This is a genomic window from Pseudomonas sp. TE31087, from assembly GCF_057284075.1.
Map to the genome: position 1 here is coordinate 4,323,499 of NZ_JBXVNN010000001.1, position 17,749 is coordinate 4,341,247.

16 protein-coding genes are annotated in these 17,749 nt (G+C 62.2%); 14 read left to right on the top strand and 2 right to left on the bottom strand.

Going from position 1 to position 17,749, the window contains the following annotated elements; all coding sequences use genetic code 11:
* The first annotated feature begins 120 nt into the window (after window positions 1-120).
* The 13 genes from atpE to hcnC all read left to right on the top strand — a co-directional run bounded on the left by atpE (window position 121) and on the right by hcnC (window position 13,298).
* Entirely contained in the window at window positions 121-378 is a 258-nt protein-coding gene (gene atpE / locus ACZ899_RS19525; protein ID WP_003097235.1) for a F0F1 ATP synthase subunit C, read from the top strand.
* Window positions 379-435: 57 nt separating this feature from the next.
* Window positions 436-906, top strand: a complete 471-nt coding sequence (locus tag ACZ899_RS19530) for a F0F1 ATP synthase subunit B (RefSeq protein WP_023383136.1) — start codon at window positions 436-438, stop codon at window positions 904-906.
* Between the two features lie 12 nt (window positions 907-918).
* Window positions 919-1,455 (top strand): F0F1 ATP synthase subunit delta, encoded by a 537-nt coding sequence (locus ACZ899_RS19535; protein WP_023628561.1) that lies wholly within the window; start codon window positions 919-921, stop codon window positions 1,453-1,455.
* Between the two features lie 21 nt (window positions 1,456-1,476).
* The gene (gene atpA, locus ACZ899_RS19540; RefSeq protein ID WP_050707597.1) at window positions 1,477-3,021 is read left to right on the top strand and encodes a F0F1 ATP synthase subunit alpha; all 1,545 of its coding nucleotides are present in this window, start codon (window positions 1,477-1,479) and stop codon (window positions 3,019-3,021) included.
* 48 nt (window positions 3,022-3,069) lie between these two features.
* Complete coding sequence (gene atpG / locus ACZ899_RS19545) at window positions 3,070-3,930, top strand: F0F1 ATP synthase subunit gamma (protein ID WP_028690020.1); 861 nt, start codon at window positions 3,070-3,072, stop codon at window positions 3,928-3,930.
* Between the two features lie 27 nt (window positions 3,931-3,957).
* Window positions 3,958-5,334 carry a F0F1 ATP synthase subunit beta gene (gene atpD, locus ACZ899_RS19550; RefSeq protein WP_028690019.1) on the top strand — a complete coding sequence of 459 codons (1,377 nt, stop codon included), beginning with the start codon at window positions 3,958-3,960 and terminating at the stop codon, window positions 5,332-5,334.
* 44 nt (window positions 5,335-5,378) lie between these two features.
* Window positions 5,379-5,798 (top strand): F0F1 ATP synthase subunit epsilon, encoded by a 420-nt coding sequence (locus tag ACZ899_RS19555; RefSeq protein WP_011536500.1) that lies wholly within the window; start codon window positions 5,379-5,381, stop codon window positions 5,796-5,798.
* A gap of 122 nt (window positions 5,799-5,920) precedes the next feature.
* Window positions 5,921-7,288 carry a bifunctional UDP-N-acetylglucosamine diphosphorylase/glucosamine-1-phosphate N-acetyltransferase GlmU gene (glmU, locus tag ACZ899_RS19560; protein WP_234560800.1) on the top strand — a complete coding sequence of 456 codons (1,368 nt, stop codon included), beginning with the start codon at window positions 5,921-5,923 and terminating at the stop codon, window positions 7,286-7,288.
* A gap of 215 nt (window positions 7,289-7,503) precedes the next feature.
* Window positions 7,504-8,271: a DeoR/GlpR family DNA-binding transcription regulator gene (locus ACZ899_RS19565; protein WP_234560801.1), complete on the top strand. Its 768-nt coding sequence runs from the start codon at window positions 7,504-7,506 to the stop codon at window positions 8,269-8,271.
* 12 nt (window positions 8,272-8,283) lie between these two features.
* Window positions 8,284-10,119 (top strand): glutamine--fructose-6-phosphate transaminase (isomerizing), encoded by a 1,836-nt coding sequence (gene glmS, locus ACZ899_RS19570; RefSeq protein ID WP_234560802.1) that lies wholly within the window; start codon window positions 8,284-8,286, stop codon window positions 10,117-10,119.
* A gap of 220 nt (window positions 10,120-10,339) precedes the next feature.
* A complete protein-coding gene (hcnA, locus tag ACZ899_RS19575; RefSeq protein WP_234560803.1) occupies window positions 10,340-10,654 on the top strand; it encodes a cyanide-forming glycine dehydrogenase subunit HcnA in 315 nt (104 codons plus the stop codon).
* A complete protein-coding gene (gene hcnB, locus ACZ899_RS19580) occupies window positions 10,651-12,045 on the top strand; it encodes a cyanide-forming glycine dehydrogenase subunit HcnB (RefSeq protein ID WP_186712253.1) in 1,395 nt (464 codons plus the stop codon). Before hcnA ends, hcnB begins: the two co-directional genes overlap by 4 nt.
* A 2-nt stretch (window positions 12,046-12,047) precedes the next feature.
* The gene (hcnC, locus tag ACZ899_RS19585) at window positions 12,048-13,298 is read left to right on the top strand and encodes a cyanide-forming glycine dehydrogenase subunit HcnC (protein WP_234560804.1); all 1,251 of its coding nucleotides are present in this window, start codon (window positions 12,048-12,050) and stop codon (window positions 13,296-13,298) included.
* Window positions 13,299-13,453: 155 nt separating this feature from the next.
* On the opposite strand, the gene lpdA is transcribed toward hcnC, so the two are convergent.
* Window positions 13,454-14,854, bottom strand: a complete 1,401-nt coding sequence (gene lpdA / locus ACZ899_RS19590; RefSeq protein WP_234560805.1) for a dihydrolipoyl dehydrogenase — start codon at window positions 14,852-14,854, stop codon at window positions 13,454-13,456.
* 216 nt (window positions 14,855-15,070) lie between these two features.
* Between lpdA and cfaB the strand changes: the two genes are divergently transcribed.
* On the top strand, window positions 15,071-16,255 hold the full coding sequence (gene cfaB, locus ACZ899_RS19595; RefSeq protein ID WP_186712255.1) for a C17 cyclopropane fatty acid synthase CfaB: 1,185 nt from the start codon (window positions 15,071-15,073) through the stop codon (window positions 16,253-16,255).
* Window positions 16,256-16,290: 35 nt separating this feature from the next.
* On the opposite strand, the gene cls is transcribed toward cfaB, so the two are convergent.
* Window positions 16,291-17,730, bottom strand: coding sequence for a cardiolipin synthase (gene cls, locus ACZ899_RS19600; protein ID WP_234560806.1), 1,440 nt, complete (start codon window positions 17,728-17,730; stop codon window positions 16,291-16,293).
* Between the last annotated feature and the right edge of the window lie 19 nt (window positions 17,731-17,749).

The window sequence follows — 17,749 nt, forward strand, 5'->3', positions numbered from 1 at the left end:
TTCCCCGCCCGTTTGGGGGGAGGGCTTAAAAAGTCCGCAAGGGCATGCTGTACCAAACGATTTGTTTTACCGCTTCAAACTAAAAACCTAACCAATACGACGTAAAAGTCGGGAGGAAAGATGGAAACTGTAGTTGGTCTGACCGCTATCGCTGTTGCTCTGCTGATCGGCCTGGGTGCTCTGGGTACCGCCATTGGTTTCGGCCTGCTGGGCGGCAAGTTCCTGGAAGGCGCTGCTCGCCAGCCAGAAATGGTTCCGATGCTGCAGGTCAAAATGTTCATCGTTGCCGGTCTGCTCGACGCCGTAACCATGATCGGTGTTGGTATCGCTCTGTTCTTCACCTTCGCGAACCCCTTCGTTGGTCAGATCGCCGGCTAATCACTCGTTCCTACGAGTTGATTGGTGTGATGGACAAAGACCGAGCGAGGTGTTGGCGTGAACATTAATGCAACCCTGATTGGCCAATCCGTTGCTTTTCTGATTTTTGTACTCTTCTGCATGAAGTACGTATGGCCTCCGGTCATCACTGCCCTGCAAGAGCGCCAAAAGAAGATTGCCGACGGCTTGGACGCTGCCAACCGCGCAGCTCGCGACCTGGAGCTGGCCCAAGAGAAAGCGGGTCAGCAACTGCGTGAAGCGAAGGCACAGGCAGCCGAAATCATTGAGCAAAGCAAGAAACGCGCTGCTCAGCTTGTCGAGGAAGCCCGTGAACAGGCTCGCGTCGAAGCTGACCGTGTGAAGGCTCAGGCTCAAGCCGAGATCGAACAGGAACTGAACAGCGTCAAAGACGCCCTGCGTGCCCAAGTGGGTGCCCTGGCCGTTGGCGGTGCTGAAAAGATCCTTGGCGCCACAATCGATCAAAACGCGCATGCGGAGCTGGTTAACAAACTGGCCGCTGAAATTTAAGCGAGGGCGATCATGGCAGAACTGACCACGTTGGCCCGACCTTACGCTAAGGCTGCCTTCGAGCATGCCCAGGCCCATCAGCAACTGGCCAATTGGTCAGCCATGCTCGGCCTGGCTGCTGCGGTGTCGCAAGACGACACCATGCAGCGCCTGCTCAAGGCCCCGCAACTGACTAGCGCAGAAAAGGCCGCCGCATTCATTGAAGTGTGCGGTGACAAGTTTGACGCCAAGGCACAGAATTTCATTCATGTTGCCGCGGAAAACGAACGTCTCCTGCTTCTGCCGGAGATTTCGACTCTGTTCGACCTGTACAAGGCCGAGCAAGAGAAGTCCGTGGACGTGGAAGTCACCAGTGCTTTTGCGTTGAACCAAGAACAGCAAGACAAACTCGCCAAGGTTCTCAGTGCACGGTTAGGCCAGGAAGTGCGCCTGCACGCGTCGGAGGATGCCAGCCTGATCGGCGGCGTCGTCATCCGCGCTGGCGACCTGGTAATCGACGGTTCGGTTCGCGGCAAGATCGCGAAACTGGCCGAAGCCTTGAAATCTTGAGTTTGAAGGGGCAGCAGAGCAATGCAGCAACTCAATCCTTCCGAAATTAGTGAAATCATCAAGGGCCGCATCGACAACCTCGATGTCGGCTCCCAAGCCCGTAACGAAGGTACCGTCGTTTCGGTTTCCGACGGCATCGTGCGGATCCACGGTCTGGCCGACGTCATGTACGGCGAAATGATCGAGTTCCCTGGCAGCGTATTCGGCATGGCCCTGAACCTGGAGCAAGACTCCGTAGGTGCAGTGATCCTGGGTGCCTATGACACCCTCGCCGAAGGCATGAGCGCCAAGTGCACCGGCCGTATCCTGGAAGTTCCGGTTGGTAAGGAACTGCTGGGTCGCGTCGTCGACGCACTGGGTAACCCGATCGACGGCAAAGGTCCTCTGGGCAACACCCAGACCGACGCGGTCGAGAAAGTAGCTCCAGGCGTGATCTGGCGTAAGTCGGTAGACCAGCCTGTACAGACTGGCTACAAGTCCGTCGACGCCATGATCCCTGTCGGCCGTGGCCAGCGCGAGCTGATCATCGGTGACCGTCAGATCGGCAAGACCGCCATGGCCATCGACGCCATCATCAACCAGAAAGACTCCGGTATTTTCTGTGTTTATGTTGCAGTCGGCCAGAAGCGTTCCACCGTTGCCAACATCGTTCGCAAGCTGGAAGAAGCTGGCGCCCTGGCCAACACCATCGTGGTCGTTGCCAGTGCCTCGGAATCCGCCGCACTGCAGTTCCTGGCCCCGTACGCCGGCTGCACCATGGGCGAGTTCTTCCGTGACCGCGGTGAAGACGCCCTGATCGTTTACGATGACCTGTCCAAGCAGGCCGTTGCCTACCGTCAGATCTCCCTGCTGCTGCGCCGTCCACCAGGACGTGAAGCGTACCCAGGCGACGTGTTCTATCTCCACTCCCGTCTGCTGGAGCGTGCATCGCGCGTTTCCGAAGAGTACGTCGAGAAGTTCACCAACGGTGCCGTAACCGGCAAGACTGGCTCGCTGACCGCTCTGCCGATCATCGAAACCCAGGCTGGCGACGTTTCCGCGTTCGTTCCGACCAACGTGATCTCGATCACCGACGGTCAGATCTTCCTGGAATCGGCCATGTTCAACGCAGGCATCCGTCCTGCCGTTAACGCCGGTGTGTCGGTATCCCGTGTTGGTGGTGCCGCCCAGACCAAGATCATCAAGAAGCTGTCCGGTGGTATCCGTACCGCCCTGGCCCAGTACCGTGAACTGGCGGCATTCGCCCAGTTCGCTTCGGACCTGGACGAGGCTACCCGCAAGCAGCTGGAGCATGGTCAGCGCGTTACCGAGCTGATGAAGCAGAAGCAGTACGCGCCAATGTCGATCGCCGACATGGCCCTGTCGCTGTACGCCGCTGAGCGTGGTTTCCTGACCGACGTAGAAGTCGCCAAGGTCGGTAGCTTCGAACAAGCTCTGATCGCCTACTTCAACCGTGATCACGCCGAACTGATGGCGAAGATCAACGTGAAGGGTGACTTCAACGACGAAATCGACGCTGGCATGAAAGCCGGCATCGAGAAGTTCAAGGCCACCCAGACCTGGTAAGCCGCAGCGGGGGCTCCGGCCCCCGCTTGCTAACCTGATAGGTGATACATGGCAGGCGCAAAAGAGATTCGCAGTAAGATTGCGAGCATCAAAAGCACGCAAAAAATTACCAGCGCCATGGAGAAAGTGGCGGTCAGCAAGATGCGCAAGGCACAAATGCGCATGGCTGCTAGCCGTCCTTACGCGGAGCGTATCCGCCAGGTGATCGGTCATCTGGCCAACGCCAACCCGGAATACCGCCACCCGTTCATGATCGAGCGCCCTGTAAAGCGCGCTGGTTATATCGTGGTGAGCAGTGACCGTGGTCTGTGCGGTGGCTTGAACACCAACCTGTTCAAGGCCCTGGTCAAGGACATGAACGAAAACCGCGAACAGGGCGTTGAAATCGACCTGTGCGTGATCGGCAGCAAGGGTGCGACTTTCTTCCGCATCTTTGGCGGTAACGTCGTAGCCGCGATCAGCCATCTGGGCGAAGAGCCTTCGATCAATGATCTGATCGGCTCCGTCAAGGTGATGCTGGACGCCTACCTGGACGGCCGCATCGATCGCCTCTCGGTGGTTTCGAACAAGTTCATCAACACCATGACCCAAAAACCGACGGTCGAGCAATTGGTACCGTTGGTGGCAACCCCGGATCAGGAACTCAAGCACCACTGGGACTACCTGTACGAACCCGACGCAAAAGAGCTGCTGGACGGCTTGATGGTGCGTTACGTGGAGTCGCAGGTCTACCAGGCGGTGGTCGAGAACAACGCTGCTGAACAAGCGGCCCGGATGATCGCCATGAAAAACGCCACAGACAACGCCGGTGATTTGATCAAAGAGCTTCAGTTGATCTACAACAAGGCGCGTCAGGCTGCGATCACCCAGGAGATCTCGGAAATCGTCGGCGGCGCTGCCGCGGTTTAACGGTTCAAAAATTCAGAGGATCCAGCTATGAGTAGCGGACGTATCGTTCAAATCATCGGCGCCGTCATCGACGTGGAATTCCCACGTGATGCCGTGCCGAGTGTTTACAACGCGCTGAAAGTACAAGGCGCGGAAACCACCCTGGAAGTTCAGCAGCAGCTGGGCGACGGCGTGGTTCGTACCATTGCGATGGGCTCGACCGAAGGTCTGAAGCGCGGTCTGGATGTCGTCGACACCAAGGCTGCCATCTCGGTACCTGTCGGCAAGGCAACCCTGGGCCGTATCATGGACGTCCTGGGCAACCCGATCGACGAAGCCGGTCCAATCGGCGAAGAAGAGCGTCGCGGTATCCACCAGCCAGCGCCTTCGTTCTCCGACCAGGCGGGCGGCAACGACCTGCTGGAAACCGGCATCAAGGTTATCGACCTGGTCTGCCCGTTCGCCAAGGGTGGTAAGGTTGGTCTGTTCGGTGGTGCCGGCGTCGGCAAGACCGTGAACATGATGGAACTGATCCGTAACATCGCCATGGAACACAGCGGTTACTCCGTGTTCGCTGGTGTGGGTGAGCGTACTCGTGAGGGTAACGACTTCTACCACGAGATGAAGGACTCCAACGTTCTCGACAAGGTAGCGCTGGTCTACGGTCAGATGAACGAGCCACCAGGAAACCGTCTGCGCGTAGCGCTGACCGGCTTGACCATGGCTGAGAAGTTCCGTGACGAAGGTAACGACGTTCTGCTGTTCGTCGACAACATCTATCGTTACACCCTGGCCGGTACCGAAGTATCCGCACTGCTGGGCCGTATGCCTTCGGCAGTAGGTTACCAGCCGACCCTGGCCGAAGAGATGGGCGTTCTGCAAGAGCGTATCACTTCGACCAAAGAAGGTTCGATCACCTCCGTCCAGGCCGTATACGTACCTGCGGACGACCTGACCGACCCGTCGCCAGCGACCACCTTCGCCCACCTGGACGCCACCGTCGTTCTGTCCCGTGACATCGCTTCCCTGGGTATCTACCCAGCGGTCGACCCACTGGACTCGACTTCGCGCCAGCTGGACCCGAACGTGATCGGCACCGAGCACTACGAGACCGCTCGTGGCGTTCAGTATGTTCTGCAGCGTTACAAAGAGCTGAAGGACATCATCGCGATCCTGGGTATGGACGAGCTGTCCGAAGCCGACAAGCAACTGGTTGCCCGCGCTCGTAAGATCCAGCGCTTCCTGTCGCAGCCGTTCTTCGTGGCCGAAGTCTTCACCGGCTCGCCAGGCAAGTACGTTTCGCTCAAGGACACCATCGCTGGCTTCAGCGGCATCCTCAAAGGTGACTACGACCACCTGCCAGAACAAGCGTTCTACATGGTCGGCAGCATCGACGAAGCGATCGAGAAAGCCAAGAAACTGTAATCCCGGCGCCCCGCAAGGGGCGCTAATCAGGTTGAGGCAAGCAGATGGCTATGACAGTCCATTGCGATATCGTCAGCGCGGAAGGAGAGATCTTCTCCGGCCTGGTCGAGATGGTAGTCGCGCACGGTAACCTGGGTGATCTTGGTATCGCTCCGGGCCACGCGCCGCTGATCACCAATCTCAAGCCTGGTCCGATCACGCTGACCAAGCAAGGTGGCGATCGTGAGGTGTTCTACATCTCCGGTGGCTTCCTCGAAGTGCAGCCGAACATGGTCAAGGTTCTTGCCGACACCGTGCAGCGCGCTGCCGACCTGGACGAAGCTCAGGCTCAGGAAGCCCTCAAGGCTGCTGAGAACGCGCTGAACGCGAAAAGCTCGGACTTCGACTACGGTGCTGCTGCCGCACGTCTGGCCGAGGCTGCAGCTCAGCTGCGTACTGTCCAGCAATTGCGCAAAGGCAAGTAATCCGGCCTTGGCCGCTTACCGCCGTTGCGATTGAGTTAAAGGGTAGCCTCGGCTACCCTTTTTCTTTTTCAGAATTTCCCCTTCGGTCACGTCCCTGACCGCCCAGGATTGGTAGCCAGTCAATGTCCCTCGATATCGTCATTCTCGCCGCAGGCCAAGGCACCCGCATGCGCTCCGCGCTGCCGAAGGTACTGCACCCGGTCGCCGGCAATTCCATGCTTGGCCACGTTATCCACAGCGCGCGCCAGTTGCAGCCCGAAGGTATTCACGTGGTAATCGGCCATGGCGCCGAGCTGGTACGTGAGCGCCTGGCAGCCGACGATCTGAACTTCGTCATGCAGGACAAGCAACTGGGCACCGGCCATGCCGTGGCCCAGGCGTTGCCGGCCATCACCGCCGATACCGTGCTGGTGCTCTACGGCGATGTGCCGCTGATCGAGGTAGAGACCCTGCAGCGTCTGCTGGCCAAGGTCAGCGAGCAGCAGCTCGGTCTGCTCACCGTGACCTTGCAGGACCCGACCGGCTACGGCCGCATTGTCCGAGATGCAGCGGGCAACGTGACCGCGATTGTCGAGCACAAGGATGCCAGCGAAGCGCAGAAGGCGATCAAGGAAGGCAACACCGGCATCCTCGCCATGCCTGCCGCACGCCTGGCCGACTGGATGGGCCGGTTGTCCAACAACAACGCCCAGGGCGAGTACTACCTCACCGACGTGATCGCCATGGCCGTGGCCGATGGCTTGGTGGTCGCCACCGAGCAGCCCCACGATCCGATGGAAGTGCAGGGCGCCAACGACCGCCGCCAGCTGGCGGAGCTCGAGCGTCACTATCAACTGCGTGAAGGCCTCCGCCTGATGGCCCAGGGTGTCACGCTGCGTGATCCGGCGCGCTTCGATGTACGCGGCGAGGTGACGGTCGGCCGCGACGTGCTGATCGACATCAACGTCATTCTCGAAGGCAAGGTGGTGATCGAGGACGACGTGCAGATCGGCCCCAACTGCGTGATCAAGGACAGCACCCTACGCAAGGGCGTGGTGGTCAAGGCCAACAGCCACCTTGAAGGCGCGATGCTGGGCGAGGGCAGCGATGCCGGCCCGTTCGCCCGTCTGCGTCCAGGTAGCGTCCTGGAAGCTCGTGCCCATGTGGGTAACTTCGTCGAGCTGAAGAACGCGCACCTGGGCGAGGGCGCCAAGGCCGGTCACCTGACCTACCTGGGTGATGCCGAGGTTGGTGCCCGTACCAATATCGGTGCTGGCACCATCACCTGCAACTACGACGGCGCCAACAAGTTCCGTACGGTGATGGGCGAGGATGTGTTCATCGGTTCCAACAACTCGCTGGTGGCACCTGTGGAAATCCAGGCGGGGGCCACTACCGCGGCGGGCTCTACCATCACCCAGACGGTTGAAGCCGGGCAGCTGGGCGTGGCCCGTGCGCGCCAGCGCAACATCGAAGGCTGGAAGCGGCCGGAGAAGATCAAGAAGAGCTGAGTTATCCACAGCGCTTTCGATCGAAAGCCGGCTTATGTGAATAAGCCGGCTTTTTATTGGGTGCCAAGGTGAATTCCATTGGGGCCGCTGCGCGCCCCATCGCGGCACAAGGCCGCTCCTACAGGGACCGTGCCGAAGCAGAGATAAACTTGACGAATCGTCCATCTTAGGTTTTGATTGCACCACTTATCTTTCGAATCGAAACTTAAACCGACATGTCGAAACGAAACACCCCCCAGCGCCGCCACAATATCCTGGCCTTGCTCAACGAGCAGGGCGAGGTGAGCGTCGATGCCCTGGCCAAGCGTTTCGAAACTTCCGAAGTGACCATCCGCAAGGATCTCCACGCCCTGGAGGCCAACGGTCTGCTGCTGCGCCGCTACGGTGGCGCGGTGACCATGCCCCAGGAGCTGTTGGGCGATACGGTCCAGCCGGTGTCCCTCTACAAGCAGGCCATCGCCCGGGCAGCGGTCGATCGCATTCGCGAGCATGCACGCATCATCATCGACAGTGGCAGCACCACGGCAGCGATGATCCCGCAGCTCGGGCGCCAGCCAGGCCTGGTGGTGATGACCAACTCGCTCAATGTGGCCCGCGCCATCAGCGAGCAGGAACATGAGCCCGTGCTGCTGATGACCGGTGGCACCTGGGACCCGCACTCTGAGTCCTTCCAGGGCCAGGTGGCCGAGCAGGTACTACGCTCATACGACTTCGACCAGCTGTTCATCGGTGCCGACGGCATCGACCTGGAGCGTGGCACCACCACCTTCAACGAGCTGCTGGGGCTGAGTCGGGTCATGGCCGAGGTGGCGCGCGAGGTGATCGTCATGGTCGAGTCGGACAAGGTCGGTCGCAAGATCCCCAACCTCGAGCTGCCCTGGGGCAGCGTCAACACCCTGATTACTGATGATCGCCTGCCCGCCGAGGCGCGCGACCGGATTCAAGCCCGCGGCATCACCCTTATCTGCGCCGCTATCAGCTAGGAGCAACATCTTATGTGTGGAATCGTTGGTGCCGTTGCCGAGCGCAATATCACAGCCATCCTCATCGAAGGCCTCAAGCGCCTGGAATACCGTGGTTATGACAGCGCTGGCCTGGCCGTGCTGAACCAGCAAGGCGCGCTCGAGCGTCGCCGCCGTATCGGCAAGGTCAGCGAACTGGAAGGCGCCGTGAGCGCCGACCCGCTGGCCGGCCAGCTGGGCATTGCCCACACTCGCTGGGCGACCCATGGCGCGCCGACCGAAAACAATGCCCACCCGCATTTCTCCGGGCACGACGTGGCGGTGGTGCACAACGGCATCATCGAGAACCACGAAGAGCTGCGTGAAGAGCTCAAGGGCCTGGGCTATGCCTTTGTCTCGCAGACCGACACCGAAGTCATCGTCCACCTGATCCACCACCTGCTCAAGGACATTCCCGACCTGACCGACGCGCTCAAGGCCGCGGTCAAGCGCCTGCACGGCGCCTATGGCCTGGCGGTGATCAGCGCCAGCCAGCCGGATCGCCTGGTCGCCGCCCGCAGCGGCAGCCCGCTGGTGATCGGCCTGGGCCTTGGCGAAAACTTCCTGGCCTCGGACCAACTGGCCCTGCGCCAGGTCACCGACCGCTTCATGTACCTGGAAGAAGGCGATATCGCCGAGATCCGCCGTGACCAGGTGCAGATCTGGGATCAGGCCGGTCATCCGGTCCAGCGCGAGACGGTGCAGTACCACGAAGGCGCCGAAGCCGCCGAGAAGGGCAACTACCGCCACTTCATGCTCAAGGAAATCCACGAGCAGCCCACCGTGGTGCAGCGTACCCTGGAAGGGCGCCTGGGCAAGGACCACGTGATGGTCCAGGCCTTCGGTCCACAGGCCGCCGAGCTGTTCGCCAAGGTGCGCAACGTGCAGATTGTCGCCTGCGGCACCAGCTATCACGCCGGCATGGTCGCCCGTTACTGGCTGGAAAGCCTGGCCGGCATCCCATGCCAGGTGGAAGTGGCCAGCGAATTCCGCTACCGCAAGGTGGTGGTGCAGCCGGACACCCTGTTCGTCTCCATCTCGCAGTCCGGCGAGACCGCCGACACCCTGGCAGCCCTGCGCAATGCCAAGGAGCTGGGTTTCCTCGGCAGCCTGGCGATCTGCAACAAGGGCATCAGCTCGCTGGTGCGCGAATCCGACCTGACCCTGCTGACCCTGGCCGGGCCGGAGATCGGCGTCGCCTCGACCAAGGCCTTCACCACCCAGCTGGTGTCGCTGATGCTGCTGACCCTGGCCCTCGGCCAGGTGCGCGGCACCCTCGAAGCTGGTGTCGAAGCCGAGCTGGTGGACGAGCTGCGCCGCCTGCCGGCCCGCCTGAGCGAAGCGCTGGCGATGGATGGCGTGGTCGAGAAGATCGCCGAGCTGTTCGCCGACAAGCACCACACCCTGTTCCTCGGCCGCGGTGCCCAGTATCCGGTGGCGATGGAAGGCGCGCTCAAGCTCAAGGAGATCTCCTACATCCACGCCGAAGCCTACCCGGCCGGCGAGCTCAAGCATGGCCCGCTGGCGCTGGTGGACAACGACATGCCGGTGGTGACCGTGGCGCCGAACAACGAGCTGCTGGAGAAGCTCAAGTCGAACCTGCAGGAAGTGCGCGCCCGTGGCGGCGAGCTGGTGGTGTTCGCCGACGAGCACGCTGGCATGAGCAACGGCGAGGGCACCCATGTGATCAACGTGCCGCACATCAACGATGCGCTGGCGCCGATCCTCTACACCATTCCGCTGCAACTGCTGTCGTACTACGTCGCCGTGCTCAAGGGCACCGACGTCGACCAGCCGCGTAACCTGGCCAAGTCGGTGACCGTGGAGTAACCCCACGGCTGTCGAAGCAAGGCTACCGAACGCCCCTGGTCCGCCAGGGGCTTTTTATTTCTGAGTGTTCGACAATGGATTTGTAGCGCTCTTATCCTACGCGATTGTACGTCTGTCGCTGTAGGACATTTCTTAAGCGTGCCTCTGGCATGGATCAATGTTTTCCCTCGTTGTTTGCCCTAACGTCGCCCGACCCATCAGTCATCAAGGACGACAGGAAATGCAGACGCTGCAACGAAAGCACGATATCCAGCCATTGGAAGGCGCTGAAATTACCCTGCTGGTCAATGGCCTGCCTGCGGTCGCCAGTGCCGGCGAAACCGTACTCAGCGTGCTCAACGCCGTTGGCCTGCGCCAGCTGGCGCGTAACGATCATGGCCAGCTCAGCGGTGCCTACTGCGGCATGGGCGTCTGCCATTGCTGCCTGGTGCAGATCGATGGTCGTCCCAAGCGTCGCGCCTGCCAGACCATCGTCAAGCCGGGCATGAGCATCGAGACCGAGGTCAACCGCGTGCAAGAGGAGGCCCACCCATGAGCCTTCGTCCCGTGATCGTCGGTGGTGGTTCGGCCGGAATGGGCGCCGCCATCGAGCTGGCTGAACATGGCGTGGATTGCCTGCTGTTCGACGAGGCCTCGCGCCCCGGTGGCGTGGTCTATCGTGGCCCGCTGCGCGCGGGTGTCGACCTGGGCTACCTGGGGCCGCGCTACACCAAGGCCCTGACCAAGCTGCATGAAGATTTCGCCGCCTGCGCCGAGCGCATCGACCTGCGCCTGAACCATCGCGTGGTGGGCGGGGACGATCAACGGCTGATGGTCCTCGACGCTGACGAGCAACTGCACGAGATCGACTACTCGCACCTGCTGCTGGCCGCCGGATGCCACGAGCGCAACGTGCCGTTCCCCGGCTGGACCTTGCCCGGTGTGATCCTGCTCGGCGGCTTGCAGCTACAGATCAAGAGCGGCGTGGTCAAGCCACTGGGTAGCACGCTGATTGCCGGTACCGGGCCGTTGCTGCCGCTGGTCGCCTGCCAGCTGCACGCCGCCGGCGCCAAGGTAGCCGGCGTGTACGAAGCCTGCTCGTTCAACCGTATCGCCAAGGAAAGCCTGGCGTTGATGAACAAGCCGCAGCTGTTCCTCGATGGCCTGAGCATGCTGGCCTACATGAAGCTCAACGGCATCCCCATGCATTATGGCTGGGGCGTGGTGGGCGCCACGGGTGACGGCGAGTTGCAGGAGGTCCAGGTCGCCCCTTACACCCAGGACTGGCAGCCGGACATGACCCGCATCCAGCGCGAGCAGGTGCGCACCCTGGCGGTAGGCTACGGCTTCATTCCGCGGACCCAGCTCAGCCAGCAACTGGGCCTGGCCCATGGTTTCAGCGAGGACGGCTACCTGCGCGCCGAGTGCAACGTGTGGCAGCAGAGCAGCCAGCCGAACATTCACCTGGCCGGCGACATGGCCGGTATTCGTGGTGGTGAGGCAGCGATGCTCACCGGGCGTATCGCCGCGGTGTCGATGCTGCAGCAGATGGGCAAGCTCGATGCCGAGCAGGCGATCGAGCGCCGTGAGCGTTTCCTCGGCAAGCTGGCGGCGATCAAGCGCTTCCGCTCTGGGGTGGAACGCTACACCGCGCGCGGCGCGGCGCAGATCCAGCTGCCTCAGGCCGACACGGTGATCTGCCGTTGCGAAAACGTCACTCGCGATCAGATCGACCTGGCCCTGGAGCAGGGCGTGGAGGACATGGCCAGCCTGAAGATGCGTACCCGGGTAAGCATGGGCGACTGCCAGGGGCGCATGTGCGTCGGCTACTGCAGCGACCGCTTGCGCAGCGCCACTGGACGTCCGGACGTGGGCTGGCTGCGTCCGCGCTTCCCGGTGGACCCGATCCCATTTTCCGCATTCGAACAACTCGGCACGGAGGCCTGAGCATGAACAAGCATTACGACATCATCATTGCCGGTGGCGGCGTGATCGGCGCGTCCTGTGCCTACCAGCTGTCCAAGCGGCACAACCTGAAGATCGCCCTGATCGACTGCAAGCGCCCGGGCAACGCCACCCGTGCCTCGGCCGGCGGCCTGTGGGCCATCGGCGAGTCGGTGGGACTGGGCTGCGGGGTGATCTTCTTTCGCATGATGTCCTCGCGCAACAAGCGTGAGGCCAACGGCGCGGCGGTGGTGGTTGACTCGAGCACGCCGCACATCCTGCCGGAGTGCTTCTTTGACTTCGCCCTGCAGTCCAACGCGCTTTATCCACAGCTGCACCAGGAGCTGATCGAGCGCCACGGGATGGACTTCAAGTTCGAACGCACCGGGCTCAAGTACATCATCCAGGATGAAGAAGACCAACTGTACGCCGAGCACATCGTCAAACAGATCCCGCACCTGGCCGACCAGGTACGCTGGCTCGACCGCGACGCGCTGCGGGCCTCGGAGCCGGCGGTGACGCTCAAGGCCAATGGCGCGCTGGAGTTTCTCTGCGACCATCAGGTCAGCCCGTTCCGCCTGGGCGATGCCTACATGGAGGCGGCGCGGCAGAACGGCGTCGATTTGTACCCGAACGTGAACATCACCGGCGTGCTGCATGAAGGCTCGCGGATCAAGGGCGTGCGCACCGCCGAGGCCGGCGAGTTCCATTGCGCCACCTTGATCAATGCCGCTGGCGCCTGGGCCGCCGAGCTGAGCGAATGGGCGACCGGGGAGAGCATTCCGGTCAAGCCGGTGAAGGGCCAGATCGTGCTGACCGAACGCCTGCCCAAGCTGCTCGATGGTTGCATCACCACCAGCGATTGCTACATGGCGCAGAAGGACAATGGCGAGATCCTGATCGGCAGTACCACGGAAGAGAAGGGCTTCGATGTCAGCAACACTTTCCCGGAAATCAGCGGCCTGGTGCAGGGTGCGATTCGTTGCGTGCCGCAGCTGGCGCAGGTGAACCTCAAGCGCACCTGGGCCGGCCTGCGCCCGGGGTCACCGGACGAGCTGCCGATTCTCGGGCCTGTGGATAATGTGCAGGGCTATTTCAATGCCTGTGGACATTTCCGTACAGGGATCCTCACGTCGGCCATTACCGGTGTGCTGTTGGACAAGGTTGTCCACAATGAGACGTTACCGCTGGATATCACGCCATTCCTGGCGTCGCGCTTCCGTGAGGGTGTGGATAAACAACTGGCCCACGGCTAGGTCGAGCACTCGTGGGGCAAGGCCGCTCCGACAGGTTGGCGTAGTACCTGTGGGAGCGGCTTTAGCCGCGAACACCGGCGAAGCCGGTGCCATCCACCGAGTCGCTTGCTTCGCGGCTAAAGCCGCTCCCACACGGTTTAACGCAAGGCTTTGCGTCAGATCTGCATCGCTTTCCCATCCACATTCATCGCCGCCTGGCGCAGGGCCTCGGAGCGGGTCGGGTGTGGGTGGCAGGTGAGGGCGATGTCCTCGGCCGAGGCCGAGAATTCCATGGCCACGCAGAACTCGCCGATCATCTCGCTCACGCTCGGGCCCACCAGGTGCACGCCCAGCACCTCGTCGGTGACGGCGTCGGCGATGACCTTGGCGAAGCCTTCGGTCTCATGGTTGATCTTGGCCCGGCTGTTGGCGGTGAAGGGGAATTTGCCGACCTTGTAGGCACGGCCTTCGGCCTTGAGCTGCTCTTCGGTCTTGCCGACACTGGCCAGTTCCGGACGGGTATAGATGACGCCGGGGATCAGGTTGTAGTTGACCTCGTGGGGCTTGCCGGCGATGCGCTCGATGCACGCCACCGCTTCGTCCTCGGCCTTGTGCGCCAGCATCGGGCCGGAGGTGACGTCGCCGATCACCCAGATGCCTGGGACCGCGCTGCGGTGATGGTCGTTGGCGAGCATGCCGCGCTTGTCGGTTTCCAGCCCCACGCTTTCCAGGTTCAGGCCCTTGGTATAGGGACGGCGACCGATGGCCACCAGCACGTAGTCGGCCTGCAGGGTTTCGGCGTTGCCACCGGCGGCGGGCTCCAGGGTCAGGCTGACGCCGTCGGCGCTGGATGTGGCCTGGGTCACCTTGCTGCCGAGCTTGAAGGTCATGCCTTGCTTGGCCAGGGCCTTCTGCAGGGTCTTGGCGGTTTCCTCATCGGTGCCCGGGCAGATGCGGTCCAGGTATTCGATCACCGTCACTTCGGCACCCAGGCGGCGCCACACCGAACCCAGCTCCAGGCCGATCACGCCGGCGCCGATCACGATCAGGTGCTTGGGCACCTGGGGCAGCGACAGGGCGCCGGTGGAATCGATGATGCGTTGGTTGTCGATGGTCACGCCGGGCAGCGGCGTGGGTTCGGAACCGGTGGCGATGACGATGTCCTTGGCCTGCAGGGTGGTTTCGCTGCCGTCCTCGGCCTTGACCACCACCTTGCCGGCGCCGTCCAGGCGGCCCCAGCCCTTGACCCAGTCGACCTTGTTCTTGCGAAAGAGGTACTCGATGCCCTTGGTCAGGCCAGTCACGCTTTCGTCTTTCTGCTTCATCATCTGGCCCAGGTTGAGGGTCGGCTTGACCTCGATCCCCAGGTGGGCGAACTCTTCGCCGCTGGCCGCCTCGTACAGCTCGGATGCATGCAGCAGCGCCTTGGACGGCATGCAGCCGACGTTCAGGCAGGTGCCGCCCAGGGTCGAGCGACCCTCGACACAGGCCACGCTCAGGCCCAGCTGGCCGGCACGGATCGCTGCGTTGTAGCCGCCGGGGCCGCCGCCGATGATCACCACGTCATAGGATTTCATGGGTTTCGTTACTCCGAGAGTGTGAGGAAGCGAAGAGGGGCACAAGGTTAGTCTGAGAGATGTAAATTGTATACAATCTGTTGTGCGGCCCGGACCAGATAGTTCTAGACTATGGTCGCGATTAACGGAAACTTCGCACGAATGAACTACCCTGATCCGGTGACGTCCGACACCTTGAGGCCTGACGTCCCGTATCAATGAAAGGGAGGGTCATGAATGCTTGCGCAACTTCCACCCGCATTGCAGAGCCTGCACTTACCTTTGCGCGTCAAGCTGTGGGACGGCAACCAGTTCGATCTGGGGCCGAGCCCGCAGGTCACCATCCTGGTCAAGGAACCCCAGCTGATCGCCCAGCTCACCCACCCGAACCTGGAAGAGCTTGGCTCCGCCTTCGTCGAGGGCAAGCTGGAGCTGGAAGGTGATATCGGCGAAGTGATTCGGGTCTGCGACGAGCTCAGCGAAGCCTTGCTCAAGGATGAAGACGAGTTCTTGCCGGAGCGCACGTCCCATGACAAGCGCACCGACGCCGAAGCCATTTCCTACCACTACGACCTGTCCAACGATTTCTACCAACTGTGGCTCGACCCGGACATGGTCTATTCCTGCGCCTACTTCAAGGAGCCGGACAACACCCTGGCCCAGGCCCAGCAGGACAAGTTCGATCACCTGTGCCGCAAGCTGCGCCTGCAGGCCGGCGATTATCTGCTGGATGTCGGTTGCGGCTGGGGCGGGCTGGCGCGATTCGCCGCCCGTGAGTACGGCGCCAAGGTGTTCGGCATCACGCTGAGCAAGGAGCAGCTGAAGTTGGGCCGCCAACGGGTCAAGGAGGAGGGCCTGGCCGACAAGGTCGACCTGCAGATTCTCGACTACCGCGACCTGCCCCAGGATGGCCGCTTCGACAAGGCGGTCAGCGTCGGCATGTTCGAACACGTCGGACATGCCAACCTCGAGCTGTATTGCCAGCGGCTATTTGGCGCGGTGCGTGAAGGTGGGCTGGTGATGAACCATGGCATCACCGCGAAGCACGTCGATGGTCGCCCGGTCGGCCGTGGCGCGGGTGATTTCATCGACCGCTATGTGTTCCCCCACGGCGAGTTGCCGCATATCTCGATGATCACGGCGCGGATCTGCGAGGCGGGCCTGGAGGTGGTCGATATCGAGAGCCTGCGCCTGCACTACGCCAAGACCCTCAACCACTGGAGCGAGAACCTGGAGAACCAGCTGCACCGCGCTGCCGCGCTGGTGCCGGAGAAGACCCTGCGCATCTGGCGCCTGTACCTGGCCGGTTGCGCCTACGCCTTCACCAAGGGCTGGATCAACCTGCACCAGATCCTTGCGGTGAAGCCCTACGCCGACGGCCACCACGACCTGCCATGGACGCGTGAGGACCTCTATCGCTGATCGGGTAGCCCGGCGTGCCGACAAGGCTCGCCGGGCTACAGGATCGGTGAAATCAGCCGCGCGATGCGCATCCCCAGCTGTTGCAGGCGATGGGTGTCGCGGCTGTCCTCCGCGGTGATCTCCCGGGCTTGCTCGAAGTCATTCTCCAACATCCGTTCGACCTGGTCGGCGAATGCGCGGTCCACAGTGAGCAGGGTGATCTCGAAGTTCAGTCGGAACGAGCGGTTGTCGAGGTTGGCGCTGCCGATGGCGCTGACCTCATCGTCCACCAGCACCACCTTCTGGTGCAGGAAGCCCGGCAGGTAGCGGAACATGCGCACCCCGGCGCGCACCGCCTCGAAGGCGAACAGGCTGGAGGCGGCGTAGACGATGCGGTGGTCGGGGCGCGAGGGAATCAGGATGCGTACGTCGACACCCCGCAGCACTGCCAGGCGCAGGGCGGCGAAGATGGCTTCGTCGGGGATGAAATAGGGACTGGTGATCCAGACCCGTCGGGTGGCCGAGTGAATCGCCTCGAGGAAGAACAGCGCACAGGTTTCCTGTGGATCGGCCGGGCCGCTGGCCAAGGCCTGGCACAGCACGCCGTTCTCCGGGTAGACGTCGGGCAGGATCAGCGGCGGCAGCTGGCGCGTGGCCCAGTACCAGTCTTCGGCGAAGGACTCCTGCAGGCAGGCCAGCACCGGGCCGCCGATCTGTACATGGGTGTCGCGCCACGGTGACAGCTTGGGGTGTGCCCCGAGGTATTCGTCTCCTACGTTATGGCCGCCGAGAAACCCGAGCAGGCCATCGACCACGACGATCTTGCGGTGGTTGCGAAAGTTGACCTGGAAGCGGTTGAACCAGCCGCGCCGGGTGGCGAACGCCTCGATCTGCACGCCGCCGTCGCGCAGCACCTGGCTGTAGCTGGCTGGCAGGGCATGGCTGCCGACGCGGTCGTACAGCACGAACACCCGCACGCCTTCGGCGGCCTTGCGCAGCAGCAGTTGCTGCAACTCCCGGCCGAGGGCGTCGTCATGGATGATGAAGAACTGCACCAGCACGGTGTCGCGCGCGGTGCGGATGGCCGAGAAGATCGCCTCGAAGGTGGCGGCGCCATCGATCAGCAGCTTCACCTCGTTGTTGGCCAGGCACGGCATGCGCCCCAGCTTGGGCATGGCGCGCAGGGCGGCGTAGCTGTCGGACTCGCGGGCGGTCAACGCTTCCTCCACCCAGGGCCGCCAGTTCAGGTTGGCCATGGCCACGTGCATTTCCTGGTTGGCCTGGCGCCGCGCCTGGATATAGGCGTAGAAGGAACGGGCGCCGAACACCAGATAGGGGATGAGGGTGAGGTAGGGGATGAACAGCAGTGACATGGCCCAGGCGATCGCACCCTGGGCGGTGCGCACGGTGAACACCGCATGCAGCGCGGCGATGAGGCCGAGCAGATGAATCAGGCCGAGCAAGTAACCGAAGAAGTAGGGGCTGTGGAAATCCATACGCATCCTGCTTGCCGAG